We start from the raw sequence: 25,747 nt of genomic DNA on the forward strand, positions 1-25,747 counted from the left end.
ACTTCGACCGGCCGCCGCCTGTGAATCTCGGCCGATGGCGGTATCCTTTTGCCGTCGCTCTGTCAATCGTTATGGTATGTCTGACGAGGTGAACCCGTTCGAGAGTCTGCAAGAGCAGATCGACGACGCCGCGGCGTATCTCGAATACCCGACCGACGTCCTCGAACGGCTCAAACACCCGGAGCGGGTGCTGGAGGCGAACCTCTCCGTGGAGCTGGACGACGGCTCCGTCGAGGTGTTCCGGGCCTACCGCTCGCAGTTCAACGGCGACCGCGGCCCCTACAAGGGCGGCATCCGCTACCATCCGCAGGTCTCCCGCGACGAGGTGAAGGCGCTCTCGGGGTGGATGGTGTACAAGTGCGCCGCCGTCAACATCCCCTACGGCGGCGGCAAGGGGGGCATCAAAATCGACCCCCGCGAGTACTCCGACAGCGAGATTGAGCGCATCACACGGTCGTTCGCGAAGGAGCTGCGCCCCATCATCGGCGAGGACCTGGACATCCCCGCTCCGGACGTCAACACCGGCCAGCGCGAGATGAACTGGATAAAGGACACCTACGAGACGCTGGAGAACACGACCGAGCCGGGTGTCATCACCGGTAAAGCGCCCGAATCTGGCGGGAGCGCGGGCCGCGTCGAGGCCACCGGCCGCTCGGTGATGCTCGTCACGCGCGAAGCGTTCGACTACCTCGATATGAACATCGCGGACGCGACCGTCGCGGTCCAGGGGTACGGCAACGCCGGCTCCGTCGCCGCGAAACTCATCGACGACTTGGGCGCGAACGTCGTCGGGGTCTCTGACTCCTCCGGCGCGGTGTACAACGCCGACGGCCTCGACACCCGCGCGGCGAAGGACCACAAGCGCGAGACCGGATCGCTCGCAGGCTACGAGGGCGCGACCGAGGAGCTGTCCAACGAGGACCTCCTGACGATGGACGTCGACCTGCTGGTGCCGGCGGCGCTCGAGAACGCCATCGACGGCGACCTCGCGCACGAGGTCCAGGCGGACATCATCGTCGAAGCGGCCAACGGCCCGCTCACGCCGCGAGCGGACGACGTTCTGACCGACCGCGACGTCTACGTCTTCCCCGACATCCTCGCGAACGCCGGCGGCGTCACCGTCTCGTACTTCGAGTGGGTCCAGAACCGCCAGCGCTTCTACTGGTCCGAGGAGCGCGTCAACGACGAACTCGAGACCGTCATCACCAACGCGTTCGACGACCTGGTCGACACCTTCGAGAGCACCGGGGCACCCAACTTCCGGACGGCGATGTACGTCGTCGCCATCAAGCGCGTCGTCGCTGCGGCCGAAGAGGCCGGCATCTGGCCGTAGGTCATCGGGACCGCCGGCGTTTTGCTCCCCGGGGCCTACGGTCCGGCATGGACACCTACGAGCGGTCGGTACGCGTGAAGGCACCCTTCGAGAAGGTCTGGGAGTTTCACTCGACCGGCCAGGGACTCGTCGCGCTGACGCCCGACTGGATGAACCTCCGCATCGAATCGGAGACCGGCCCGGACGGTGAACCCGACCCCGAGGTCCTCGACGCTGGGGCGACCGTCGTCTCCTCTATCAAACCGTTCGGCGTCGGGCCGCGCCAGCGCTGGGTCTCGGACATCGTCGCCCGCGAGGAAGCCGAGGGCGAGGCGATGTTCCGCGACGTGATGCGCGAGGGGCCGTTCCCGTTCTGGGAGCACACCCACCGGTTCCGCGCCGACGGCCCCGACGCCACCATCGTCGAGGACCACGTCGAGTACGAACTCCCCGGCGGGCCGCTGGGGCGTGCCGTCGGCCCGCTCGGCGTCGTCGGGTTCGAACCCATGTTCCGATTCCGTCACCGCGAGACGAAGCGGCGACTCGAGTCGTGAGCCCTCGACCCCGGTCGGGCGTACATTTATTCCGCTTTGTGCCTCACCTGTAGGCATGACAGACGTACTCGTCGTCGGCGGCGGCGCCGCCGGCCTCAGCGCAGCACTGTTCACCGCCAAGAACGGTCTCGACACTGTCGTCTACGACACAGATGGGACGTGGCTCCACAAGGCGCACCTGTTCAACTACCTCGGTATCGAATCCGAAGACGGCACCAAGTTCGTCGAGGACGCCCGCGAACAGGTCGAGTCGTTCGGTGCCGACCTCCGCGAGGCGGAAGTCACCGCTGTCGAGGCTACCGACGACGGGTTCACCGCGACGACCGAGGAGGGCGAGGCCTCCGCGTCGTACCTCGTCCTCGCGACCGGCGCGAAGCGCGACCTGGCCGAAGACCTGGGCTGTGCGATGACCGACGAGGGCGTCGTCGACGTGGACGTCTCGATGGAGACCAGCGTCGACGAGGCGTACGCGACGGGCGCGATGGTCCGCGCCGAGGAGTGGCAGGCCATCATCTCGGCGGGTGACGGCGCTGCGGCCGCGTTGAACGTCCTCTCGAAGGAGAAGGGCGAGCACTTCCACGACTTCGACACGCCGGACGACGCAGAGTGAGCGGCCCGCGAATCGACCCCAGAGCGGGTCTCGTGGTCGCCGTCCTCGCGGTCAGCACCAGTGCCATCCTCGTCCGGTGGAGCAACGCCCCGCCGGTCGTCGCGGCCTGTTACCGCGTCCTGCTGACGATGGTGATGCTCGCGCCGGTGGCGCTCTCGCGCTACGGCGAGTCCTTCGCGACCCTCTCCCGGCGGGACCTGCTGGCCGCCGGTGCGACCGGCGTCGCGCTCGCCGTCCACTTCGCGGCGTGGTTCGAGAGCCTCTCGTGGACGAGTGTCGCCGCGTCCGTCACGCTCGTGCAGTGTCAGCCGCTGTTCGTCGCGGTGGGTGCCTGGGCGCTGCTCGACGAACGTGTCACCCGTGGGACGACCGTCGGTATCCTCGTGGCCGTCGGGGGCATCGTCGTCCTCTCGCTGGGCGACTTCCTCGGCGGCGCCGCGGTCGGACCCCGGCCGCTCTACGGGAACGCGCTGGCAATCGTCGGTGGCGTGATGGCCGCCGCGTACGTGCTGGCCGGCCGGTCGCTCAGGCAGCGCTTCCCGCTGGTTCCGTACGTGACGGTGGTCTACGGCGTCGCCGGCGTGTGCCTGTTCGCGCTCGTGCTCGTCTCGGACGTGCCCGTCGGCGGCTACCCGCCCCGCGAGTGGGGGCTCTTCCTCGCGATGGCCGTCGGCCCCGGCATCTTCGGGCACACGGTCCTCAACTGGGCGCTGGCCCACGTCGAGTCCAGTCTCGTCAGCGTCTCGCTGCTCGGCGAACCGCTGGGCAGTGCCCTGCTCGCACTCGTCTTGCTCGCGGAAGTGCCGGGTCCGTGGACCGTCGTCGGCGGTGCGGTCATCCTCGCCGGCATCGTCATCACGGCACGAAGCCGTCCGGACCCACAGCCCGCCTGAGTCCTCGCGGGCGAGTCACACGACGTCGTTGTCGAGCGCTCGCTTCTCGACGGCTCCCCGAATCGCGGCGGCGTCGAAGTCGTGGTCCGGTCTGAGGTTGACGAAGTCGAGGAACTCCTCGGCGGCGAGCAGTTCCGACGCGTCGTAGACGGCACTGGCTGCGTCGACGGCCAGCGGTGCGCCGACGAGCGGTTCCAGTGCGCCGAGCGCACACGCGAGGTCGTACGCGCGAGCGTCGGCGATCGCGTCCTCGCGGACACTCGTGGCATCGATGAAGTACACCTCGTCGTCGGCCACCAGGACGTTCTCACACCGGAAGTCGCCGTGGGCCAGCCCGTGCTCGTGCATCCGGTGGAGGTCGCGAAACACCGTGGGGGTGTGGCGCTCGATACTCTCGCGGGGCAGGTCGTCGAGCGTCTCGAAGTCGCGCAGATACGAGAGCACGAGCACGCCCATCCCCTCGTACTCGAACGCCTCGACGGGTTCGGGTGCATCGATTCCCAGGTCGCGCATCCGTTCGGTGGCCGCGAGCTCGTGCTGGGCCATCTCGTATGGAGTCCCGAAGTGCTCGAAGAAGCCCTCGGTCCCCGAGGAGAAGGCTCCGAGGTTCCGGCCTCTGGTCAGGAGGCCGTGGACCAGCGAGTTCTGCTGGGTGATGACCTTCACGAACCAGCGGTCGTTGACGACGAACGGCGTCGAGAGCCAGTTGTCCGCGTCCAGGAAGGTCACCCGGGCCGACGGCTCGTCGTACCGCTCCATCACCGCCCGCGTCACGCCCTCCAGGTGCTCCCAGGGGACCGACCCGCGCAGGAACCGTCGGAACGCCATCGTCCGAACGCAGGAGCGGCGGCGGCAAATGGCTTGTGACCGGCCCGGTGGTATTTGGTCGCAGGAGCCCTATCGAGCGTATGGACTTCACGCTCCCCGACGAACACCGGATGATCCGGGATTCGGTCCGCGAGTTCTGCGAGAACGAGATCGCACCCATCGCACAGGACATCGAGGACGAGCACCGGTTCCCGGCCGAGATTTTCGATCAGCTGGCCGACCTCGACATGATGGGCGTCCCTATCGGCGAGGAGTGGGGCGGTCTTGGTTCGGATACGTTGACCTACGCACTGGTCGCCGAGGAGCTGGGACGTGTCTCGGGCAGCGTCGGGCTCTCCTATGTCGCCCACACGTCGCTGGGGTCGAAACCCATCGAACTGTTCGGGACCGACGAGCAACGCGAGCGGTGGCTCCGCCCGCTTGCCACCGGCCAGACGCTCGGTGCCTGGGCGCTGACCGAACCCGGCAGCGGGAGCGACGCCAGCGACATGGACACGCGAGCGAAGCGCGACGGTGACGAGTACGTCATCGACGGCACCAAGCAGTTCATCACCAACGCCTCGGTGGCGGGGTCCGTGCTCGTGAAGGCCGTCACCGACCCCGGCGCCGGGTACGACGGCATCTCGACGTTCATCGTGTCGCCGGAGGACGACGGCTGGGAGGTCACCACCGAGTGGGAGAAGATGGGACTGAACGCCTCACCGACCTGCGAACTCCAGTTCACGGACTGTCGGGTCCCTGCCGACCGACTGCTCGGCCAGGAAGGCGAGGGCTGGGACCAGACACTCAAGACGCTCAACGGCGGTCGCATCTCCATCGCCGCGCTCTCGGTCGGGCTCGCACAGGGCGCCTTCGACGCCGCCAGGGAGTACGCCACGGAGCGCGAGCAGTTCGACCGCCCCATCTCGAAGTTCGACGCGATTCGCGACAAGCTGGTCGAGATGGACCGCAAGATAGAGCGCGCTCGCCTGCTGACCCACAAGGCCGCGACGATGTACGACGACGGGGAGGACAGCGCTGGGCCGAAGGGCCAGCGAGGCGGCGGCGACGCCGCCAGCCTGACTCGCATGTCGTCGCTGGCGAAGCTCGACGCCAGCGAGATCTGTCGCGAGGTCGCCGAGGACGCCGTCCAGGTACTCGGCGGCTACGGCTACACCACGGACTTCGCGCCCCAGCGGTTCTACCGGGACGCGAAGCTGATGGAGATCGGCGAGGGAACCAGCGAGATACAGCGACTGGTGCTCGGCCGGGAACTCGGCCTGTAGGCCGGCCCGTGGGAACCGGGGGTGGCGGGCGAGCGAGGAGTCTCGCGTCCTCCCTTGTGAGATACGCTCCGTGTGATAGCGGGCTACGTACCACTCCACTTCTGATACGGTCGCTCAGTAGCCACTCGACTCTGGGTAAGTACCCACAATGCGTACGGTTTTGAGGGTAGGTTCGTCTTACCCGCCATGGACCGACCGTCATTCCTCGACTCGCGCTCGCTCGACCAACTCGCCGCACTCACCGGACTCGGATGGACCTCTTCTCTCTGTGGGTACCTCGTGCTGTGGTTGGGGTACGGCCCCGGTGTCCTCGAACGGGCACTCGTTGAAAGCGAAGTGTTGCTGTACGTCGGCGTCGGATTCTTCCTCGCGACACTGGGCCTCGACCGGATCGCACGGGCGTGGTCCGGAGCGCCCGTAGAACGGCCTGGGGACTCGGGCGAAGACCATACCGAGTCGTCGACCCAGCCCGCCGATTAAGACGGGCTTACTTGGTCCCGTCGGGGACGATTGTCACCGGCACGGAAACCGTATCCAGGACGGCGAAGGCCGCGGTCCCCCCGGCCAACCGATCCCTGAGCCGCTTGTGTCTGTGGCCCATCACGATGTGCGTGATGTCCACGTCGGTCGCCAGTTCCAGGAGCTCCCGGGCGATGCGTTTGCCGTTTCGTCGGCTCGAGCGGCCGACGTACTCCAGTGCCACCGTCGCGACCACGGACTCGTCGGCGAGCCGCTGGCGGAGCTCCTCGCGAAGTTGCTTGGCCGCCGCGTCGGCCATCTCCTCGTCGAGCAGGTGGACGACGTACAGTTCCTCCTCCAGTCCCTCGCCGAGTCTGATCGCGGTGTCTATGACCGGTTCGGAGACCGGGTCGGGCGCGACGGCCACGAGAATTGTCATACGTCGACGACGACGGCCAGCACGAAATACGTTTCAGCGGAACCGCGGTGCGCTCAGGACGTGGCCTTCAGGTTGTGGACCGGATCCAGCCGTTCGACGACCTCCGCGGTGGGTTCGAGCGCTGCTCGGATGACGTCGGCGTCCTTGTACGCCATCGGGGCCTCGTCGCGAACGGCTTCGACGACGGACTCGGAGTAGACGCCGGCCATGGCCTCGGCGAAGTCGTCCATGTCGACGACGTCGTGGGCCCGGCCGCGACTCATGACCCGACCAGCACCGTGTGGCGCCGTCTGATGGTAGTCGTCGTTGCCCTTCCCGCGAGCGATGACCGACCCCGCGGCCATGTTGAACGGCACGACCAGCCGCTGTCCCTCGCGTGCGGGCGTCGCGCCCTTCCGAATCGTCAGGTCCCGGAAGTCGACGTAGTTGTGGACACTCTGGAACCGGTCGACGGGTTCGACGCCCAGCGCCGCACAGACGGCGTCGCTCATCAGTTCGCGGTTCCAGCGCGCGTACTGCTGGGCGAACAGCATGTCGACGTAGTAGCCGTGGGCCTCCCGCCCTTCCAGCCAGTCAAGGTCGGTGTCCCGCTCGTCGCCGTCGCCGACGTGGGGCCCCAGCGACCCAAGTGCGTCGAAGGCGTCCTCGATGTTCTCGCCGTCGAGCGACCGGCGCAAGCGGTCCTTCCTGATGTGGGATTCGCCCTTCCCGCCGGTGACCCACTCGTAGAGGTCGCGGTCGCTCACCGTCTCGGGGTCGAACCGGAGGAACTCGGCGTACTTGTCGGGAACCGCCTCCCGGATGGCCCCGACCGCTCTCCTGTCGGTCGCGTTCGATTGCCAGTACTCCGCGACGGACTTGCCCAAGTACCGGGAGCCGCTGTGGATGACGAGCCAGTACTCGCCGGTATCGCGCGCACGGGCGAACTCGACGAAATGGTTGCCCCCGCCCAGCGTCCCCGCGCTCTGGATGACGTGGCCCATGCCCTGGCGCTGGTCGGCCAGCACGCGAGTGCAGAGCGACTCGAAGTACTCGCCGTCGTAGCCGTCGAAGTCGAACTCCAGGGGGTCGATACGCTTGCCGAACCGCGCCTCGAAGGCGTCGTCGAACCGCTCGAAGACCCTGTTGGCGCGCTCGAATGGGAACTCGTCGACCAGATGTGGTGCGTCGTCGTAGTCGTGGACCGAGCGCCCCATCGGGACTGCCTCGCGCACACGACGCTCTCGCTCGGGGTCCGAGAGTGGCAACTCGTCGCCGAGGTTCGTCGCGACCATGCCACACCCGACGTCGACGCCGACGACGTTCGGGACGATGCGGTCGCCCAGCGGCATCGTGAACCCGATGGGTGCGCCCGCGCCCCAGTGGGTGTCCGGCATGATTCGGACCGGCTCGGTGAACGCCGGGTGGTCGATGAGCGACTGTATCTGCGCGCGGCACTCCGACTCCAGGAGCGACTCGTCGTCCACCATCACGCGGGCGGTGGTGTACTCGCCGACCAGTTCGATGGGCATCTCTGCCGGGGGTAGTCGAGACGGTGTGTTGAACTTCACGGTCGGTCCCGCCCGCCGCCCTCACCGCTTGGTGACGCGACGGTGGCTCGGGTCCGGGAGGTTCTGGACGGTCCCACACTCCATGCACTTCCAGACGAACGCTCCGAGGCGGCGGTAGCTCGCCTCCCCGGAGCCGTTGTTGCCGACGTCCCAGGTCCGCCCGCAACCGATGCACGTGTCCGGCTTGTGCCGTTTGCTCTTCCGTTCGTTCCGCTGGCTCGATTCGGGACCGAACCCCTTCTCAGGGCGCAGATTTCGCTGGACCGCCCGGAGGTCGTCCGAGTCGAACGTCGACCTGAGTTCGTCCAGTTTCGCCCGGAGGCGGTTCCGGGCTGCCACCAGCTCCGCGTAGCGCTCGGACTCGTCTAACTCCTCGGCCGTCGCGCCCACCTCCAGGTTCGTGATACCGAGCGTGACGTCGTAGTAGGACTTGAGCAGCGACTGGTACCACGACCGGCGCATCAGTCGGTCGACCGTCTTGCGGACCGCTGCTTTCGTCGTCGGCTCGGGCAGACACACGTCGTACGGGAGGCCGGGGAACATCACCTCGACGTGCTCGGTCGTCGTCACGACCGTCCGGCAGTACGGCGACGTCGTCTTGATCTGGGCTTCGATCTCTGCCTTCGCCTCGTCGGGGAGTTCGTTACGGACCAGGGCGACGGAGATGGTGTCTTCGAACGCCGTCCGTATCTCCTCGATGGTGTTCGCCGTCAGAACCTCACACCCGTCGCTGATCCAGTGCTCGAACAGTTCGGCCCGCGTCGGCCCGTCGACGACGAGCACGGTCGGCTGTGGCCGTCGTTGTGACAGAGTCTGTCGCTGTGAGGGGGTTTCGCGGGCGCCCGTCTGCCCGGGACGGTGTCCGGTTCCACGTAGTTCACTAACTCCCATAATAGAATATGATAGATAGGGTTATTTATCGATACCTATAATTATCGATAATGACAATTGAGGCGCGGCCGTTTCTCGGCGGAACGTCCTCCAGAGGTTATACTACCCCTGTCGACCGGTCGGTCTTCCACGCAGTTCTCGGGCGTACACTGTGAATCACTGTTTCGTCGGAAAACTACCTTCTCGCGGGCTAAGAACTGTTTTCAGTCGCTGGGAACGCCCGTCTGCTTATATGGGTATCCATCGCTCACATCCACATGTGAGGTAACGACGATGTCCTACCAAGCAACCAACCCACTGGCCGACGAGTTCGAGCTGAACCTGGACGGCCCGCTGGCGGCCTACTGGCTGGCCTTCCTCAGAATCGTCACCGGATGGTGGTTCTTCCACGCCGGTGTGACCAAACTCATCGAGGACGGCCTGGCGTTCAGCTACGGCCCGGCCTACATGCAGCAGATGACGGGCACCGCGCTCGGCCCCATCCCGGTCTGGATGGGCAACAACCTGGCGTGGCTCATCGCGCCCGGCGTCCCGCTGTTCGAGACGGGCATCGGCCTGGCGCTCATGGCGGGCGCGTTCGTCCGCCTGGCCTCCCTCGGCGGGATGATATTCATGACCCTGTTCTGGATCGGCAACGCCGGTTTCGGACACGGGCTCGTGAACAGCGACCTGATGGGCCTGCTGCTGTTCGCGACCATGCTCATCCTGGGCACCGGTCGCTACTTCGGGCTCGACGCCATCATCGAGAAGCTGAAGTTCGTCAAGCAGCACCCGCGCCTGAAGTACATACTCGGCTAACGAGGTGACACACAATGACCAACGAAATAATCGACAAAGCGGCAATGGCACTGAGCGGCGGACTGATGCTGCTGGGCATCGTCGGGCTCGGCATCGTCGAGATCCTCGCCGGCGCACCCTACGGGGCGGCCCCCGTGACGAACGACGCCGGCGAGATCGTGGCGACCCCGATGGTCGACCCGGTCCTCCGGACCGGCCTGGTGCTCGCCGGCCTCGGCATCCTGGCGATATACGGCGCGTACCGCTTCGCCGACCGGCTCGACGAAGAGGCTGACGTGGCGACGGGCCACGAGGTGACGGCCGACTAACGAGTGAGTTCGACTCACTCGACACGGTCGTTCGGATTTTCGTGTGACCGACGCTCGATAGCGTCGGCTGAACCGCCGTGAGTAGACTTATGCGCCAGTCGACGCTGGGTCCAGTATGCTCGACGTCGGCGACCCTGCCCCCGATTTCGACCTCGACGGCACCGCCGGGACCGGGTACGGGTCGTATCGGCTCTCCGCGGCCACGAACCAGGCCCCGGTACTTGTCGCCTTCTACACCGAGGACTTCGCCTCGGCCTGCACCGGCTACCTCGAAGCGCTCCGGGACACCGACTGGGGCGCGCTGACCGACGCCATCGCCGTCTTCGGCGTCGCGCCGGGCACGCTCGCGACCCACCGCGAGTTCGCGACCGACCTCGACCTGCCCTTCCCGCTGCTCGTCGACGACCCGGGCGTCGACGCCCAGTTCGGCGTCCAGCGCCCCGACGGGACGACCCGACGCTCAGCGTTCCTCGTCGACCAGCGGGTCAGAGTGGCGTTCCGATGGCTCGACGAGCGCGACGCGGGCACCACCGACCCGCCCGACATCGACCCGATACTGGCCGCGGTCGACCGCCACTGAGGCGACCAGCGTGGAGAACGACACGCCAAAGTCGGGGGCGTCCTGGATGTCGGTATGGGCACGCCGCTGGAGACACGCGAGGCACAGGCCGCGGAAGTCGTCGACCGCCTCCACGAGGAGTACCCGGACTCGACCATCTCGCTGAACTACTCGAACCGCCTGGAACTGCTCGTCGCAGTCGTCCTCTCTGCGCAGTGTACCGATGAGCGCGTCAACGAGGTCACCGAAACCCTCTTCGAGACGTACCAGACCCCGGCAGACTACGCGAACGCGAGCGAGGAACAGCTCGCCGAGGAAATCTACGGCATCACGTTCCACAACAACAAGGGCGGCTATCTGCAGGGCATCGGCGAGCAAATCGTCGCGGAACACGACGGCGAGGTGCCCGACACGATGTCAGCACTCACGGACCTGCCAGGCGTGGGCCGGAAGACGGCCAACGTCGTCCTCCAGCACGGCCACGACATCGTCGAGGGCATCGTCGTCGACACGCACGTCCAGCGCCTCTCCCGACGCCTGGGTTTGACCGAGGAAGAACGGCCCGAGGCCATCGAACAGGACCTTCTGGACGTCGTCCCCGAGGACGAGTGGCAGCAGTTCACCCACCTGCTCATCGACCACGGCCGGGCCGTCTGTGGGGCGCGGTCGGCCGACTGCGATGCGTGTGTGCTGGCAGATATCTGCCCGTCGGCCAAGGGAGACAGCGACGTCGACCTTGCGAGCGGCGAGCCCTGGTCCTGAGTCACTCCCCGTCCAAGCGCACCGTCAGCACCGGGATGTCGGACGTCCGGATGACTTTCTCGGTGACGCTCCCGAGCAGGTACCGGTCCAGTCCGCTGCGGCCGTGGGTCGGCATCACGACCAGGTCGATACCTTCGTCTTCGGCGTAGCTGACGATGACCTGATACGGGCTCCCTCGGCGGATGGCCGTGACCGCCTCGATGTCCTGGTCCTCGAACTCCGCAGCCGCCGTCCTGACAACCTCCTTGCCGACTCGCTCGAGCCGTTTGGTCGAATCGTGAGTGGCCGTCATCCCCGACGGCTCCTCGACGTCGTCCGGCTTCACCATCCCGGACGACCCCGTGCCGTCGTCGGGCATCACCATGGAGGACTCCTCGGCCTCGCTGTCAACAACGTTGAGGACGTGCACTGTCGCTCCGTACGTCGACGCGAGGTCGAGGACGTGCTCCATCGCGGCGTCGGCACCGGAACTCCCGTCTGTCGGAAAGAGAATCGTCTGATACATCTTCACACGTGTTATTTCGCTGTCACATTATATTAATTGTTCGACCGTTCACGCCGACGTCGACCGGATGCGTGGCCTCGCCGCCGCTCAGGCGACGTACCGGAGCACGTACCGCGCGGCACCGACGACGTAGGCCAGCATCCAGAAGATGACGTAGCCGAAGACGCCGATGCGGAGCCGCGAGCGCCAGTGGCTCATCTGTTCGCCGCCGATCTCGTCCAGCAGGAGGTCCTCGTCGTACTCGTTGTAGAGGTCGTGTTCCCGTTTGGCCCGGAAGATGCGGACGATGCCGGTACCCCCAAACAGGAGCAGAGCGTAGGCCTGCAGGCCCAGATAGGCGTGGACCGCCGAGAGGCCACCGAGCTGGTCCGGGAGCCGTGGCATCATCCAGCCCACCATCGGCACCGTCGTCAGGGTCAGTCCGGTGGTCACGAACTTCAGGTGGTGCAGCAGGACATCCCACGTGACCGGCTCTGTCTCGATGATGTAGTACGCACCGTAGACGAAACAGGGGAAGCTGAGCGAGACCGCAGCCAGCACCACTGTCGCGATGGCGCTCTCGGACACCATGGCCGCGGCTTAGGACGCGACGGCTAAAGGGTCGCGGATAGCGGATTTCTGGAACGGCGTCCACCGGGCAGGCCGGGGCGGGCCGTGGTCGGACTCGTCGACAACCGTCACGCTAACAGGTACGCCCGCTCTAGGGGGGGTAATGAGTGATTCCTCGGACGAGCGGTCACGACCGGCCGAGCCATCCGACACTCCCGACGCCGACTCCGAGGACGTCGAGGCGCTCCGGAGACAGGTCGAAGAGAAGTACGACTTCGACAACTTCGGCCCGGCGGACATGGCCGACATGACCGCCGAGGAGTGGGACGTCGCCTTCGACCCGGACACCTGGATTACCGGCGACGAGCTGCTGGACCGGGTCGACCGTGACCTCCGGAACCGCGTGGCGACGCGCGACGTCTTCGCCCGTATCGAGCGCCACACGGACCCGCCCCGCGTGCTCGCCTACTCCGACGAGGGCTACGCGCTCGTCTACCCGGATGGCAGTATCGAGGGTGAGGGCACGGTGCTGCGGGACGTGAAGCCGACCGTCGCGCTCGCGTCGATGGACTCCTACGACGTCCCCGAGACGGTGCCGGACAACCCGCTGCCAGAACCCGAAGCCGTCCCCGAGGGCGGCGGCGAGCTTGGCAACCGGATGCTGCAGGTCATCGCCGGCGCCCAGTTGCTGGCCGGCCTGGGCCTGATTCTCGGTGGAGTCCTCTCGGTGGCGAACGTCATCGGCGGGCCCGGCGTCAACGTGGTCTTCCTGTTCGTCGGCGGACTTGCGTTCATCGCTATCGCGCTCGTCCTCTTCTTCACGGTGGCCAACGCCAGGCTCTCGGACACCTTCCGCGCCGAGGAGTACCGTGAGCGACTGCGGGCTATCGGCCTCGAAGACGGCGAGCGACCCGACTTCGTCCCGGAGCTCGAACCCCAGCGTTCCGGCGACGGAGAGGAGACGGAGTAGCGCGTCCGAGTGGGGCCAACACGGAGCCTGCGGGTGGTATTCGGTGGGTTTATACAAACTCGGTCCTGACCTACCGGTGTATATGAATAGGCGGGAATTCGTCCGGACTGCCGGGGGTGCTGCCGGCGCGACGGCAGCCCTCAGTGCGACGGGCACTGCCGCAGCCCAGGAAGAGGGTGGCGGCGAGACAGTCCCGGACTACGGCGGATTTCTCGACCAGGTCGGCAACTTCGACGGGACGACCGTCGACGCGCGCGGCCAGGACACCGTGACCGTCGAGGTCGGTGCGCAAGGAAACGGCGGCGCGTTCGCGTTCGGCCCACCCGCGGTCCACGTCGACAACGGTGCGACAGTGCAGTTCGAATGGACCGGCGAAGGCGGCGGCCACAACGTCGTCTCGGCACCCGACGGTCCCCTGGACTCGGGCGACGCGGTATCGAGTGCGGGCGTCAACTACGAGCACACCTTCGAGGAGGACGGCATCTTCACCTACGTCTGTGTCCCCCACGAGGGGCTCGGCATGAAAGGCGCCATCGTCGTCGGCGAGGAGTACCCGACCCAGACGGTCGGTGGCGGCGGCCCGGTGGAGGTCGACCCGCACTACGCTGGCGTCCCCATCCAGCCCCACTTCGTCGGTTTCGGTGCGGGGCTCGCGGTCGTCGTCTCGCTGGTGTTCACCTTCTTCCTCCTGAAGTACGGTGAGTCGCCACACACGAGCGGGGGGAACAACTGATGTCCTCCGAAGGCTCCACCTACGGCGACATCCACCGGTACGAACCGCCCCGTGAGAGCACGGCCGCCGCCGTCGGTATCGTGCTGCTGACGTTCATCCAGATCGTCCTCGTCGGGCTGTTCACCTACGGGATGCTCGCCGGCTGGGCGTCCGGTATCGGGACGACGCTGACCCTCCGAATCATCGAGGCCAACATGTTCATGGGTGGCGTCCTGACGGCCATCTTCATCGACCTGGCCTTCATCATGATGCTGTACCGCAAGGAGTTCCTCCCCGACGTGATGATCGTCAAGAAGCGCCGTCGCAAGTGGGAGGACCTCTACATCGAGCAGGACGACGTCGACGGCACCACCGTGCTCGACAACGAGGCGCTCGTCGAGAACATCAAACGTGCGGTCTACCCATACTACAAGAAATAATGCCACTAGACGAAGACAAGTACCCATCCGAGACAGGCCGACGCCGCTTCGTCAAGGGCGTCGTCGGGAGCGCAGCGCTGTCCAGTATCGGCGTCGGTGGCGCGGCCGCCGTCGACGCGACGACGGACGCCGCTGGTGAGGGTGGCGGGACGACGACGTTCGTCGCCGTCGAGAACACTGACGGCCCGGCACCCCGCGGGATGCCCATCATCCCCATCGAGATCAACGGCGGCGAGATATCAGGCGTCTGGCCCGAGTACGACCCCTCACAGGGCGTCGCTATCCAGGAGGACTTCGGCGGCAGCGGCATCTCCTACTCGTCGGCCTGGTTCCAGTACTGCGGGATGCAGACGGTCGAAGGCATCTACCCGCAGGCCGACCAGGACAACCTCTTCCGGAACAACCAGGGGTCGTTCTCCTGGCAGGACGAGTACGACAGCGGCGCGCCGCTCACCGTCGACATGTTCTCGGACTACCAGGAGTGGGGCAACGGTATCGGCACCGCCGGTATCGGGAAGCCCGCGAGCGCCACCTGGCGCTCGGAGGGTGACGCCTCGACCATTCCGGTCCAGATTATCCGGTCGGTCGAAATCGAGAAACTGGCCAACGGCGAGGGCAAGTACTCGGACGTTCCGGGCCCCGTCCAGTCGTTCATCTCAGAGGCGACCGACCAGGGCTTCATCGCCTGGCTGAACAAGTGCACCCACTTCTGCTGTGTCCCGGGCTTCAAGACGCAGGAGGGGAGCGCGAACTTCGGTGGCGAGAACGCCATCTACTGCCAATGTCACCAGTCGGTGTACGACCCCTTCAGCCCGGTGCAGAAACAGTTCGTGGCGCTCCCGCGCCCACCACAGACGGAGTAACCAATGAGTCTCGAACGCAAAGACGACCACGACCACAAAGGCTGGATGAAGACGCGTGAGCTCACGCCGATAGAGACGGTGTACCTCACGGCACTGATTTGGCTCGACAAGCGGCTGCGCGTCGTTGACTACCTGGAGATCCTCGAGGACCTCTACTACAAGGTCAACATGCAGATGCCCAAGAGCCACACGGAACAGTACAACCTCGACAACAAGTTCTGGTACTGGTACCCGCTGTACGCGCTGGGGTCGTTCTCCACGTTGGCGTACATCGTCGCGGCGATATCGGGCGCCCTGCTGGGCTTCTACTACGCGCCGGCTGCGGCCGCCGCGGACGGGTCACCGACCATCGCCTACGACTCGGTGTTGCTCATCATGGGCCAGTTGAACCTCGGCTTCTTCCTGCGCTCGGTCCACCGCTGGTCCGCGCAGGTGATGGTCGCCGCCGTGTTCCTCCACATGCTGCGTGTCTACTTCACGGGCGCGTACAAGGAACCGCGCGAGCTCAACTGGATTATCGGCATCGTCCTCATCTCGCTGACGCTGGTGTTCGGGTACACTGGCTACCTGCTCCCCTGGAGCCAGCTGTCGTTCTGGGCCGGCCAGATCGGCGTCGAGATGTCGCTGTCGATTCCCCTCATCGGCGAGTGGGTCGCCCAGCTGCTGTTTGGCGGCTTCACCTTGAGCCAGTCGACTATCGTCCGGATGTACATCCTGCACGTGTTCCTCCTGCCGTTCATCACGACGGCAGTCATCGCCGTGCACATCGGCATCGTCTGGATGCAAGGCATCGCGGAACCACACTGATACAATGAGCGACAACGACACCAACGACGACGTTCGTACAGACGGCAGCGGTACCGGCATCGTCCCGCCGGACGACGAGACCCCGACGTGGTCCGAGCGCAAGCAGCGGACTCAGGGGCTCTCCCGGCTGACCTACGAGTACTTCGAACGGTCCCGTCGCGAGGACCAGGACCTGCGCCAGGAGTCCGACTACGTCGAACGTGACGTCCTGGCCTTCCCCGCCTGGCCCCACGAGATGATCCGCAACCTCGCGCTGTCGGCGTTCTTCGTCGGGATGATTCTGTTCGTCTCGGCGGCGCTGCCACCGGAGATGCCCAACCCCGCAAACTCCAGCGTGACGCCGGCCATCATCCTGCCGGACTGGTACCTCTACTGGTCGTTCGGGTTGTTGAAACTCGGCCCGCTGAACCCGGACCTGTCCATCCTGGGCGGCCAGAAACTGATGGCTGACCGGACCTACGGGGTGCTCGCGAACGTGGTCGTCGTCGGCTTCGTCGCCATCGTCCCCTTCCTCAACAAGGGGTCGGCCCGACGCCCCGTCGAGCAGCCCTTCTGGGCCGCTGTCGGGATGTCCGGCGTGGTGTTCAGCCTGACCATCGCCGCGCTGTCCGTCAAGAACATCATCCCGATGGACTCGAACCTCCTGTTCGACCTGACGTTCCTGCTCCCGTTCGTCAGCGCCACCATCACCTACGCGGTGCTGAAGACCATGCGGGAAGGATACATGTTCGACCTCAACCGGCGGTACTACCGGTTGCGCCCACCGAAGTAACCCGCGCTCCGTCCCGGGACTCCACTCCGTTTTCACCGGCGCTCACGCATCTCGAGACGAGTCACGCCCCCGTCTCGCCGCAGTAAAGTAGGTCGCGCCCCTAGCGAGGGTGATGACCGAGGACGATTCGAAGCCGACCGCGGGCCGACGTGACGTCGTCGTCCCGTTGCGCGTGTACAAGGCCGTCACCGTGTTCTCGACGCTCTTCGCCGTCCTCTGTGTGGTCGGCGGGTTCATCCTCGTCGACAACGCGACCCAGCGCGCGTCGGCGCCGGCCTCGGAGATAGACGTCCCCATCTCCATCGCCGGCGTCGGCCTCATCCTCGCTGGAACCGTGGTCTACGCCTTTTCGACGCGCTTTCGGACCGAAGAAATGGGAAAGTCTAAAGACGACGCTGGCGAAGAATCAGATAATGGCTGACGAATTCATGAAGGGGTTCGGTATCCTCATGGTCGGCGGGCTCGCCTGGATGACCTTCGCGGGCTGGTACCGGACGCCGAGCTTCGAGGGCGCACAGCTGACAGGCGAGGTCACGCTCGAGAACCCGACGCTGTTCGACCAGATCGGGCTCGTCATGATGGACGTGTTCTTCTGGTTCGCCATCATCGGCGCGCTGACCTTCTGGGTCGTCATCCCGCTGGTCAACGAGACGCGAGAGTACCTCGACGAGCGCTCGGCCTGAACGGTCCGTCTTTCTGTCGGCTGACGGGGCCACGAACTCCATCTACTTCCGCGACGGTCACACTGTTCTCTAGCCAGCATCGCAGTCGCATCGCCCGACCACGCTTCAGTTACACCACGTGCGGAGGGACCATGTCTGACCCAAGCGACGTCAGTGGCGCCGACGTGTCGTGACTGGACGGGGAACACAGCCGTCTCTGGCAGTCGGATATTTGACCGGGCACTCGGAAGAAATGGTTCGAAAAGCGCGAACGCTCAGACGATTGCGTCCCAGGGGGCGGCGATGACCCAGAAGAGGCTCTGGTAGCCCGCGTAGAGGACGAGGAGCGCCGCAGCGACGAGCGACCCCTTCGGTCGTTCGAGGGGAATCTCGCGACGGGCCTCGACTTTCCGGGACTCGAACTCGAAGAAGTCGGTGATGACGGCACCGAGGACGAGCATCGACATGACCATCCCGCCGTGGTGGGCGAGCGTCATGTAGAAAAACGAGGCGATGACCAGGATGACGTTGCTCGCGGTGTGGGCCGGATGGCGGGAGATCGCCTCCGCACCCCCCGTCTCGTACTCTTTGAGGTGTCGCCTGTGGGCCAGCTGCCGGGTCAGCAGGTTCGCGACCACCAGGACCATGATGACGTACTCGATGAGGAGGACGCCACCGGGGCCTGTGCTCCCGAAGATGGTGTCAAGCGGCCCGAAGAGCGTGACTGATGGCTGCATACGAGACACTGTGTCCGGTCCCCATTAGTGTCTTTCCAATTCTCGCCCGGTCAGTCGAACCGCGACCGGCTCGAGTCGACGACGGCGGCCCGCCAGCGGCCCTGCCGGGCGAGCGTCACCGAGTCGCCGTACGAGACCGTTCCCCGTTCGGTCCCGTCGACGAACAGCGAGACTTCCGCTTCGTCGCGGTCGACGGTCACGGTGACCGTCTCCCCGGGGAGCACCCAGTGGTCCGGGTTCGTCGCGAACGGCGCGATGGGCGTGACGACGCTGACGGGCGCCGGTTCGACGACCGGGCCGCCGATGCGACGGGCGTATCCAGGGGAGCCCGCCGGCGTCGAGACCACGACCCCGTCCGCCCTGAACGTCCCGACGTGGTCCGTCGGGCTCGCGACGGTGTACTCAGAGATGTGGGCCGCGTCCGCGGTGACGAGCGTCACGTCCCAGACGGCCCTGCCCACCGGGTCGTCGTCGAGAGCGACCGACAGGAGCGGGTGGTGTTCGACGCGTGCCGCGTCCAGCGAGGCCACCGCGTCGGCGACCCGGTCGCGAGGCACCGACCGGACGCCTCGACCGGCGTCGACGGGCACCACCAGCGGGTCGCGCTCGGCACGTGCCACGGCAGTCACCGCGGCCTCGCCGACGGCGACGACGGCGTCTGTCGCTGGCACGGTCTCCGGGGTTCCGGTCTCGACCGTCACGCTGCCCTCCCGGAGCCGCTCGGCCACCTCGTCGTCACCGACGACGCCCACGGAATCGCGCTCGGTCATCACTGAAGGGTCCGACCGACCGGAGAAAAACCTGCCGCACTCACCGTTAGTTGCTCAAGCGTTGGCGGGCGTACTTCACCAGCGTCGGCACGTCGTCGAGGTGCAACAGCCGCGCCATCGCCAGTTTGTCGCCGGCGTTCGCTCGCTGGAGGACGTCGTCGTCGGCGGCCCGGAGGTCGGCCATGAGCTGGTCGTAGCGCTCGTTGGGCACGAGGTACAGCAACTCGGTCAGTGTCAACCTGGCCCGCGAGCGCGGTGCCACTTCCGTGTGCCAGAGCTCGTCGTACACACTCATCTTCTCGGCCGAGGTGTCCCGTGAATCGGGTGTCAGCGCCGCGTCGACGGTGATGGCGGCCGCGCGCGCGGACTTCATGCCCTTGTGGATGCCTTCGCCCCACAGCGGGTCGATGGTCGGGACGGTGTCGCCGATGGCGATGAAGTTGTCCGTGCTCAGGTCACCCGGCGGCTGGATGTGGGCCGAGCCGCGGTGCTGTTTCCCCTCGAGGCGTTCTGCGCCGTCGAAACGTGGGTCCTGGTCGAGCCAGTACTCCAGGTAGTCGTCGATGCCCATCCCGTCCTTGGCGTACTCGCGGTGTGAGTCGTTCTGGATGTAACAGAGGCCGACCTTCGCCGTGTCGCCGCCGGTGTGGAATATCCAGGAGTAGCCGCCGGGCGCCAGGTCGTGGTCCAGCCGGAGCATCATCGCGTCCGTGAGGTCCCCGTAGTCGTCGTGGTCCACGTCGATGCCCTCGAACTCGTACTCGACGCCGATAGCCTGGTGGTCGCGCTGGAGGTCGCTGACGCCGAGCTTCTTCGCCAGCGGTGCGGCCGGCCCCGTCGCGTCGATGACGACGTCCGCGTACACCTCCTCGTCGCCGTCGTACCGGACGCCGACGACCTCGCCTTCGTCCACGATAGGCGCGGAAACGCGCGAACCGAACCGGTACGTCGCCCCGCGCTCGCGGCCGTCACGGACGAGGAAGCGCTTGAAGTCGGCGAACTCGAGCACCGCACCGGTCTGCTCGCGGACGTAGTGGTCGTTGGGTGATTCGAGGACGACGCTGTCGGTGTAGTTCATCACGACGTCGTCCGGGATACCGAACGACGCCATCATCGAGGGGAACGTGCCTGCGGTGGACTTGTTGCTCTGACGCGGGAACTCGTCTTCGGGCTCCGTCTCGAGGACGAGGACGTCGTAGTCCCGCTCTGCTACGTCGCGGGCACACTGGGCCCCGGCAGGCCCGGCCCCGGCTATCACCACGTCAAAGCGGTCGCGCATAATCGAACGTACCTCCTTTGCATAATCAGTCTTGCTGAATGTACCGACCCGGCTCTCGAAAGGGTAAAGGACCCACCAACCACACCACCGCCAACGCGGAGATTCGAGAGATGGTCCTGAAAACTGGTGCGGGCATGCTCGCGGACCGGCGGCGAGTGCCGACAGCACTGCGAGCGGTCCTGGGGTACTACGCCGAAACCGGCGTCTTCGACTACGCCAGTCTCTCGCTCAAACGGGAGATCGACGACCGAACCGAACGGATGGTCGACGACGTGAACGCGCGCGTCGAGGCCGCGCTCGAAGCGGAGTTCGGACATCCCGTCGAGTTCGACTACGACACCAAACTCATCCTCCCGGCCCAGCTCACGCTGGGTTACGTCTACCGGGAGGCGCGACGCGCGGCCGACGGGGACCCCGTCCAGGAGCCTATCGCCGACGGCGTCCCGCCGGTCGACGAGCTGGCGCTCGAACGGGGCCCCACCCAGGACCTCACCCCACGGGAGATGGTCGTCCGGGCCGAGCGGATGACCCGCCTCTCCATCGAGGCGCTCGTCGACGGCGACATGCGCGACGCGATAAACGACGAGGAGTTCGAGGACTTCGAGGTGGACTTCGACGCGGACGAGGCGGACCGCCGTCGGGTCGCCGAAGTCGCACAGGACGCGCTCCAGAGCCATCTGGACGGTCTGCTCGATGAGATGCCTCCCGTCGTCGAGGAAGCCTACCAGTGGGCCGTCGACTACAGCGAGGCCCACCAGGACCGCGACGAGCACTTCCGCGACCTGATGGCCGACGCCGAAGCAGGTGACGAGGCGGCGCTGGACGCCGTCCGCGCGGAGTACAAGTTCGCCGACTACGACGAGGGACCGCCGACCTTCGGCGAGCGGGAGATGGCCCTCCCGTACAGCAAGACCCAGTACGCCCGCGTCGGCGTCATCTACGACGGGATGCTCGACCTCTACCGGCTGGCCGGCCTGGACATCGACGAGACGTTCGCGAAGGCCATCGTGCTGGCCATCATCGGCGCGCAGGTGTGGCTCGACGACGTCGACGACTACGCCGACGACCAGGCGAACGGCCAGCTGACCCCCGTCACCGCGGAGTACCTGCTCGCGCCCGACGACGAGGCGGCCTACCGTCACGTCGTGGACATCACCGAACAGTATCTGGACCTGGCGGAGACGTACGCTACCGAGGCCGACTCGCCGCTGACGGGTATCGCCGCCGAGTACATCTACCGCTCGGGCGACCCGCAGGTGCTCCCCGGCTCGTTCTGACCGCCTACCGTTTCCCGAGCGCCGTCTCGAAGACCCGCTGGGCCCGCTCGTAGGCCGCGTTCCGGTCGACGATGGGATGGGAGTACTCGGGTGCCAACCGCTCGCGCTCCTCGTCCGAGAGGTTCGGCCACTCGACGATTCTGTCGGGGTCGACGCCCCGAAGTTCCGGCACGTAGGCAGTGACGTAGTCGGCCCCCGCGTCGTACTTCGCCATCTGCGCGACCGGGTCGAAGATGCGCACGTCGACCGAGTCGGTGCCAGTCGAGGCGGTCCACTGCCAGTTGGCGTAGTTGTTCGCCGGGTCGTGGTCCACGAGCTGTTCGGCGAAGTAGTCGGCGCCGACGCGCCAGTCCGTGAGGAGATGCTTCGTGAGGAACGAGGCGACGTTCTGTCGCGGGCGGTTGTGGATGTACCCCTCCCCGTTCAGCTGTCGCATCCCGGCGTCGACGAGCGGATACCCCGTTTCGCCGACCTTCCAGGCCGCTATGTGGTCGTGGTCCGACTTCCAGGGGATGGCGTTCGGGAACGACTTGTAGTTCGCCGAGAGCAGGTCCTGGTTGTAGTACAGGAGGTGGTAGTTCTGCTCGCGCCAGGAGAGCTCGTACCGGAACTTCTGGACGTTGCGCCGGGCGTCATCCTCCACCGCCACGTGTCGCTCGCTGGCTTCGGCCCACACCTCGCGGATACCGAGCATCCCCGCCGCGAGGTACGGCGAGAGGCGCGAGACGGCGCCCACAGGTGACTCGACGGCCGCCTGCATGTCGTCGCGGGTGTCGGCGTAGGTCTCGATGCCATCGGCCAGGAACGCGTCGTAGCGCTTTCTGGCGGCCGCGTAGCCAGCGGTCGGGAGGTCGATGTCCGACTCCAGTTCGGGCGGCGTCTCGTCGTCCTCGAACCCGACCAGGGCCTCGTCGCTCGGGGTCGTCGCCGGCGCGGGTTTCGTCACGGCCTGCCAGTCGTCGAAGAACCGGCTGTGGTTCTCGTAGCGCCCGGCCAGCTCGGCGGGGTCGACCAGCACGAGGTCTACGACCGAACGAGTCGACAGCGCCTCGTCGACCTGCCGCTGTCGCTCCCGGCGCTCCGGCCGGTAGTGTTCGTTGTAGTAGACCCGGTCAGCGTCGTGCTCCCGAACCACGTCGGCGAGGACGTCGGTGGCCGAGCCCGTCCGGACCAGCAGGTCGCTCCCGCGCTCCTGGTACGCCGCTTTCAGTTCTCGGACGCCCTGGAAAAAGAACGCCCGTTGTCGCCGCCCCACGGTATCGAGGACCTCGGGGTCAACGACGTAGACGGGGAGGAGCCGGTCGTCGCCCGCCGCGCGTGCCAGGCCACGGTTGTCCGGAATCCGGAGGTCGCGCTGGTGCCAGAAGACGTGCATACGCTGTCCAGGACTCCACAGGGTATGGGTTCGCGCCCAACTCTGTTGTGTATGTCACGGGGAGCCACGGACTGCCGAATCGAGACGACTCTGCGGGGAGCCGAACGGACTGCGAGCGCAGTTCTGGGGTCGCGCCGAGCACGAATCAGACGCAGAAAACGGTAGTCTAGTAGAACTCTCGAACGAGGTCCATCGCGCCCTCGGGGGCGCCGTCCGGGACGTCGTTCATCGGGGCCTCGATGCCCTCGCGTTGCTCGAAGGGTACGGACGAGTCGTCCTGGTAGAGGACGCCCGTGTACTCCTTGTCGGACTCGAGAATCTTGTCCTTGGCCATGTCGCGGTTGCCGGGGTCGTGGTCGGTGTCGTTCAGGTCGACGATGGCGTCGCGGAAGTAGTCGTAGGTGTCGACGTCGTTGAACGTGACACAGGGCGAGTAGACGTTGACGAAGCCGAAGCCGTCGTGTTCGATGGCCTGCTGGACGATTTCGGCGTGGCGCTGGGCGTTCGAGGAGAACGACTGGGCGATGAACGTCGCGCCGGCAGACAGCGCGAGCGCCTTCGGGTTGACCGGCGGCTGGCCGGGACCGTCGGGGGTGGTCGCCGTCTCGAAGTCCTCGTGGGAGGTCGGCGAGGCCTGGCCCTTGGTCAGGCCGTAGATGCGGTTGTCCATGACGACGTAGGACATGTCGACGTTGCGCCGGACGGCGTGGATGAAGTGGCCGGCCCCGATGGAGTAGCCGTCGCCGTCGCCGCCAGCGACCATCACTTCGAGGTCGGGGTTAGCCATCTTCACGCCGATGCCCACCGGCAGGGCGCGGCCGTGCACGCCGTGCAGCGCGTAGCTGTGCATGTACGTGCCGATCTTCCCGGAACAGCCGATGCCGGCGACCACGAACGTGTTGTCCGGGTCGTTGCCGGTCTCGGCCAGGGCTTTCATCATGCCGTTCATCGTCCCGAAGTCGCCACAGCCGGGACACCACGTCGGTTGCTTGTCGGATTTGAAGTCGGTGAATCGAACGTCGGAGCTCATTGTGTTGCCTCCTGTGTGCCGGTCGTCCCGGCGAGCTGCTGCTTGATGTCTTCTGCGAGTTCGTCCGCCTTGAATCGCACGCCGTCGTACTTGTTGATGCGGTCGACGCGCTGGAGGACGTCGTGTTCGACGACGTCGGCGAACTGCCCGGTCGCGTTACACTCGACGACGATGACGTCGTCGGCCGCCTGGACCTCCTCGGTGAGGTCGGGTCGCGGGAAGATGTAGGGCACCGAGATGAACCGGATGTCGTACCCCTCGTCGTCGAGGAGGTCGAGCCCCTCGCGGAGCGCGCCCTCGTTCGAGCCCCAGGAGATGACGAGCGTGTCGGCGTCCGCGTCGCCGAACTCGCGGTAGTCGAAGTCCTCCTGTTCGCGGGCCGTCTCGACTTTCTGCTGTCGTTTGTCGACCTGTTCGATGCGGACCTCCTGGTCTTCCGTCCGGCGGCCGAGCTCGTCGTGCTCGAGGCCGGTCGTCATGTGTGCGCCGTCGGTCGTCCCGGGGAAGGCTCGCGGGGAGATGCCGTCGGCGGCCGCGAAGTGGGCCTGGAAGCGCCCCTTCTCGTCGAGCCACGCCTCGACCTCGTCCTCGTCGACCACCTTGCCGCGGTCGATCTCGACCTCGTCCATGTCGAACGTCTCGGGCGGGAACGTCTGTTCGGTGACCGCGAGCGCGAGGTCCGAGACCAGGAAGACGGGCGTCTGGTACTTCTCGGCGAGGTTGAACGCCTCGACGGTCTTCCAGAAACACTCCGAGATGGTCGTCGGCGCGACGACGAACCGGGGAATCTCGCCGTGGCCGCCGTACAGCGTCATGTTGAGGTCGCCCTGTTCCTGCTTGGTCGGCATCCCCGTCGAGGGGCCCGAGCGCATCACGTCACAGATGACCAGCGGCGTCTCGCTCGTGGCGACGAGGCCGAAGGTCTCGGTCATCAGGTCGATGCCCGGACCGGAGGTCGCCGTCATCGAGCGCGCGCCCGCACGGGCAGCGCCCAGCGCCATGTTGATGGCCGCGAGCTCGTCTTCGGCCTGGACGACCTTCCCGCCGAACTGATCGATGCGGCCGGTCAGGTACTCCATGACGTCGGTCGCCGGCGTGATGGGGTAGCCGGAGTAGAACTTACAGCCGGCGGCCAGCGCGCCCATCCCGATGGCTTCGTCGCCGTTCAGAAGGACGTAGTCGGCGTCGGTGGTCTCCAGGTCGTAGCCAAACTCGTGGTCGTACTCCTCGCGGACGTACTCCTGGCCCTTTCGAGCGGCCTTCTTGTTGTTCTCGACGATGGCTTCGCCCTTGTCGCCGAAGCGCTTCTGGAGGCTCTCGTCCAAGTTCTCGATGGGGAAGTTCGTCACCTCGCAGGCCGCGCCCAGCGCGACGACGTTGAGCATGATGGCGCCACCCGCGTCCTCGGCGAGGCGCTTGAGCGGGACTTCCAGTGCCGTCGCGTCGCCGGGGACTTCGACGTCCTGCATCGTCGAGCGCTCCCCGTCGTAGATGATGACGGAGTCGTCGTGCAGTTCGTCCTCGTTCTCGTGAATCGTTCGCTCGGTCAGCGCGATGAGGATGTCGAGCCGGTCGACGACGCTCTCGACGCGGTCGACCGACGTCCGGACCTTGTACGCGGTGTAGCCGCCCCGGATGCGCGAGGCGAAATCTTTCGACGTGAAGACGTGTCGACCGGCCCGGGAGAGTGCTTGCGCAAAAATCTTCCCGGTCGAGTCGATTCCATCGCCGGCCTCGCCGCCGATGGCCCAGTTGAGGTCGTCTGGCATAC

General features: G+C 66.3%; 31 protein-coding genes. 19 read left to right on the forward strand and 12 right to left on the reverse strand.

Annotated elements, in window-relative coordinates; translation table 11 throughout:
• Positions 1–76: 76 nt before the first annotated feature.
• From P1L41_RS09235 to P1L41_RS09250, 4 genes are read left to right on the forward strand one after another with little or no spacing between them, the layout of a single operon-like run.
• Positions 77–1,333, forward strand: a complete 1,257-nt coding sequence (locus P1L41_RS09235) for a Glu/Leu/Phe/Val family dehydrogenase (protein ID WP_276295442.1) — start codon at positions 77–79, stop codon at positions 1,331–1,333.
• A gap of 47 nt (positions 1,334–1,380) precedes the next feature.
• Complete coding sequence (locus P1L41_RS09240; RefSeq protein ID WP_276295443.1) at positions 1,381–1,866, forward strand: SRPBCC family protein; 486 nt, start codon at positions 1,381–1,383, stop codon at positions 1,864–1,866.
• A 55-nt stretch (positions 1,867–1,921) separates the two neighbouring features.
• Positions 1,922–2,476 (forward strand): FAD-dependent oxidoreductase, encoded by a 555-nt coding sequence (locus P1L41_RS09245; protein WP_276295444.1) that lies wholly within the window; start codon positions 1,922–1,924, stop codon positions 2,474–2,476.
• On the forward strand, positions 2,473–3,369 hold the full coding sequence (locus P1L41_RS09250; RefSeq protein ID WP_276295445.1) for a DMT family transporter: 897 nt from the start codon (positions 2,473–2,475) through the stop codon (positions 3,367–3,369). The genes P1L41_RS09245 and P1L41_RS09250 overlap by 4 nt, the downstream gene beginning before the upstream one ends.
• Before the next feature lie 15 nt (positions 3,370–3,384).
• Here the strand turns inward: P1L41_RS09250 and P1L41_RS09255 are convergent, their stop codons facing one another.
• Complete coding sequence (locus P1L41_RS09255; protein ID WP_276295446.1) at positions 3,385–4,197, reverse strand: RIO1 family regulatory kinase/ATPase domain-containing protein; 813 nt, start codon at positions 4,195–4,197, stop codon at positions 3,385–3,387.
• A gap of 80 nt (positions 4,198–4,277) precedes the next feature.
• Here P1L41_RS09255 and P1L41_RS09260 point away from each other — a divergent pair, with 80 nt between their 5' ends.
• The gene (locus P1L41_RS09260) at positions 4,278–5,462 is read left to right on the forward strand and encodes an acyl-CoA dehydrogenase family protein (protein WP_276295447.1); all 1,185 of its coding nucleotides are present in this window, start codon (positions 4,278–4,280) and stop codon (positions 5,460–5,462) included.
• A gap of 186 nt (positions 5,463–5,648) precedes the next feature.
• A complete protein-coding gene (locus P1L41_RS09265; protein WP_276295448.1) occupies positions 5,649–5,942 on the forward strand; it encodes a hypothetical protein in 294 nt (97 codons plus the stop codon).
• A 7-nt stretch (positions 5,943–5,949) separates the two neighbouring features.
• On the opposite strand, the gene P1L41_RS09270 is transcribed toward P1L41_RS09265, so the two are convergent.
• From P1L41_RS09270 to P1L41_RS09280, 3 genes are read right to left on the reverse strand one after another with little or no spacing between them, the layout of a single operon-like run.
• On the reverse strand, positions 5,950–6,360 hold the full coding sequence (locus tag P1L41_RS09270; RefSeq protein ID WP_276295449.1) for a universal stress protein: 411 nt from the start codon (positions 6,358–6,360) through the stop codon (positions 5,950–5,952).
• A gap of 53 nt (positions 6,361–6,413) precedes the next feature.
• Entirely contained in the window at positions 6,414–7,871 is a 1,458-nt protein-coding gene (locus tag P1L41_RS09275) for an RtcB family protein (protein WP_276295450.1), read from the reverse strand.
• Between the two features lie 60 nt (positions 7,872–7,931).
• Entirely contained in the window at positions 7,932–8,693 is a 762-nt protein-coding gene (locus P1L41_RS09280; RefSeq protein ID WP_276295451.1) for a HalX domain-containing protein, read from the reverse strand.
• A 381-nt stretch (positions 8,694–9,074) separates the two neighbouring features.
• Between P1L41_RS09280 and P1L41_RS09285 the strand changes: the two genes are divergently transcribed.
• The 4 genes from P1L41_RS09285 (at position 9,075) to nth (ending at position 11,228) form a co-directional block, all read left to right on the forward strand.
• Positions 9,075–9,599: a DoxX family protein gene (locus tag P1L41_RS09285; RefSeq protein WP_276295452.1), complete on the forward strand. Its 525-nt coding sequence runs from the start codon at positions 9,075–9,077 to the stop codon at positions 9,597–9,599.
• Positions 9,600–9,613: 14 nt separating this feature from the next.
• Entirely contained in the window at positions 9,614–9,907 is a 294-nt protein-coding gene (locus P1L41_RS09290; RefSeq protein ID WP_276295453.1) for a hypothetical protein, read from the forward strand.
• Between the two features lie 115 nt (positions 9,908–10,022).
• Entirely contained in the window at positions 10,023–10,487 is a 465-nt protein-coding gene (locus tag P1L41_RS09295) for a redoxin domain-containing protein (RefSeq protein WP_276295454.1), read from the forward strand.
• Positions 10,488–10,541: 54 nt separating this feature from the next.
• The gene (gene nth, locus P1L41_RS09300; RefSeq protein ID WP_276295455.1) at positions 10,542–11,228 is read left to right on the forward strand and encodes an endonuclease III; all 687 of its coding nucleotides are present in this window, start codon (positions 10,542–10,544) and stop codon (positions 11,226–11,228) included.
• Between the two features lies 1 nt (position 11,229).
• On the opposite strand, the gene P1L41_RS09305 is transcribed toward nth, so the two are convergent.
• Both P1L41_RS09305 and P1L41_RS09310 read right to left on the reverse strand, forming a co-directional pair.
• The gene (locus P1L41_RS09305; protein ID WP_276298452.1) at positions 11,230–11,733 is read right to left on the reverse strand and encodes a universal stress protein; all 504 of its coding nucleotides are present in this window, start codon (positions 11,731–11,733) and stop codon (positions 11,230–11,232) included.
• 87 nt (positions 11,734–11,820) lie between these two features.
• Positions 11,821–12,303 carry a DUF7321 family protein gene (locus P1L41_RS09310; protein ID WP_276295456.1) on the reverse strand — a complete coding sequence of 161 codons (483 nt, stop codon included), beginning with the start codon at positions 12,301–12,303 and terminating at the stop codon, positions 11,821–11,823.
• A 142-nt stretch (positions 12,304–12,445) separates the two neighbouring features.
• Here P1L41_RS09310 and P1L41_RS09315 point away from each other — a divergent pair, with 142 nt between their 5' ends.
• From P1L41_RS09315 to P1L41_RS09350, 8 genes are all read left to right on the forward strand, one after another.
• Positions 12,446–13,252: a DUF7319 domain-containing protein gene (locus P1L41_RS09315; protein ID WP_276295457.1), complete on the forward strand. Its 807-nt coding sequence runs from the start codon at positions 12,446–12,448 to the stop codon at positions 13,250–13,252.
• A gap of 82 nt (positions 13,253–13,334) precedes the next feature.
• Positions 13,335–13,985: a halocyanin domain-containing protein gene (locus P1L41_RS09320; protein ID WP_276295458.1), complete on the forward strand. Its 651-nt coding sequence runs from the start codon at positions 13,335–13,337 to the stop codon at positions 13,983–13,985.
• The gene (locus P1L41_RS09325; protein WP_276295459.1) at positions 13,985–14,404 is read left to right on the forward strand and encodes a DUF7318 family protein; all 420 of its coding nucleotides are present in this window, start codon (positions 13,985–13,987) and stop codon (positions 14,402–14,404) included. The genes P1L41_RS09320 and P1L41_RS09325 overlap by 1 nt, the downstream gene beginning before the upstream one ends.
• Positions 14,404–15,267 carry a Rieske 2Fe-2S domain-containing protein gene (locus tag P1L41_RS09330; protein WP_276295460.1) on the forward strand — a complete coding sequence of 288 codons (864 nt, stop codon included), beginning with the start codon at positions 14,404–14,406 and terminating at the stop codon, positions 15,265–15,267. The genes P1L41_RS09325 and P1L41_RS09330 overlap by 1 nt, the downstream gene beginning before the upstream one ends.
• 3 nt (positions 15,268–15,270) lie before the next feature.
• Positions 15,271–16,074: a cytochrome b gene (locus P1L41_RS09335; RefSeq protein WP_276295461.1), complete on the forward strand. Its 804-nt coding sequence runs from the start codon at positions 15,271–15,273 to the stop codon at positions 16,072–16,074.
• A 4-nt stretch (positions 16,075–16,078) separates the two neighbouring features.
• Entirely contained in the window at positions 16,079–16,846 is a 768-nt protein-coding gene (locus P1L41_RS09340) for a cytochrome b family protein (RefSeq protein ID WP_276295462.1), read from the forward strand.
• A gap of 112 nt (positions 16,847–16,958) precedes the next feature.
• Positions 16,959–17,267, forward strand: a complete 309-nt coding sequence (locus P1L41_RS09345; protein ID WP_276295463.1) for a DUF7315 family membrane protein — start codon at positions 16,959–16,961, stop codon at positions 17,265–17,267.
• Positions 17,260–17,529, forward strand: a complete 270-nt coding sequence (locus tag P1L41_RS09350; protein WP_276295464.1) for a DUF7314 family protein — start codon at positions 17,260–17,262, stop codon at positions 17,527–17,529. Before P1L41_RS09345 ends, P1L41_RS09350 begins: the two co-directional genes overlap by 8 nt.
• 254 nt (positions 17,530–17,783) lie before the next feature.
• On the opposite strand, the gene P1L41_RS09355 is transcribed toward P1L41_RS09350, so the two are convergent.
• The 3 genes from P1L41_RS09355 to P1L41_RS09365 are packed head-to-tail and all read right to left on the reverse strand — an operon-like array spanning position 17,784 to position 20,294.
• Positions 17,784–18,245 carry a DUF7313 family protein gene (locus P1L41_RS09355; protein ID WP_276295465.1) on the reverse strand — a complete coding sequence of 154 codons (462 nt, stop codon included), beginning with the start codon at positions 18,243–18,245 and terminating at the stop codon, positions 17,784–17,786.
• 50 nt (positions 18,246–18,295) lie between these two features.
• The gene (locus P1L41_RS09360) at positions 18,296–19,015 is read right to left on the reverse strand and encodes an NAD(+)/NADH kinase (protein WP_276295466.1); all 720 of its coding nucleotides are present in this window, start codon (positions 19,013–19,015) and stop codon (positions 18,296–18,298) included.
• A 46-nt stretch (positions 19,016–19,061) separates the two neighbouring features.
• Positions 19,062–20,294, reverse strand: a complete 1,233-nt coding sequence (locus P1L41_RS09365; protein ID WP_276295467.1) for a digeranylgeranylglycerophospholipid reductase — start codon at positions 20,292–20,294, stop codon at positions 19,062–19,064.
• Between the two features lie 110 nt (positions 20,295–20,404).
• Between P1L41_RS09365 and P1L41_RS09370 the strand changes: the two genes are divergently transcribed.
• The gene (locus P1L41_RS09370) at positions 20,405–21,571 is read left to right on the forward strand and encodes a hypothetical protein (protein ID WP_276295468.1); all 1,167 of its coding nucleotides are present in this window, start codon (positions 20,405–20,407) and stop codon (positions 21,569–21,571) included.
• Positions 21,572–21,575: 4 nt separating this feature from the next.
• Here the strand turns inward: P1L41_RS09370 and P1L41_RS09375 are convergent, their stop codons facing one another.
• The 3 genes from P1L41_RS09375 to P1L41_RS09385 all read right to left on the reverse strand — a co-directional run bounded on the left by P1L41_RS09375 (position 21,576) and on the right by P1L41_RS09385 (position 25,745).
• Positions 21,576–22,946, reverse strand: coding sequence for a cryptochrome/photolyase family protein (locus tag P1L41_RS09375; RefSeq protein ID WP_276295469.1), 1,371 nt, complete (start codon positions 22,944–22,946; stop codon positions 21,576–21,578).
• 166 nt (positions 22,947–23,112) lie between these two features.
• Positions 23,113–23,976, reverse strand: coding sequence for a 2-oxoacid:ferredoxin oxidoreductase subunit beta (locus tag P1L41_RS09380; RefSeq protein ID WP_276295470.1), 864 nt, complete (start codon positions 23,974–23,976; stop codon positions 23,113–23,115).
• A complete protein-coding gene (locus P1L41_RS09385) occupies positions 23,973–25,745 on the reverse strand; it encodes a 2-oxoacid:acceptor oxidoreductase subunit alpha (protein ID WP_276295471.1) in 1,773 nt (590 codons plus the stop codon). Before P1L41_RS09385 ends, P1L41_RS09380 begins: the two co-directional genes overlap by 4 nt.
• Positions 25,746–25,747: the final 2 nt, after the last annotated feature.

The organism is Haloarcula ordinaria, from assembly GCF_029338275.1.
In the GTDB taxonomy this organism is placed as follows: Archaea; Halobacteriota; Halobacteria; order Halobacteriales; family Haloarculaceae; genus Haloarcula; species Haloarcula ordinaria.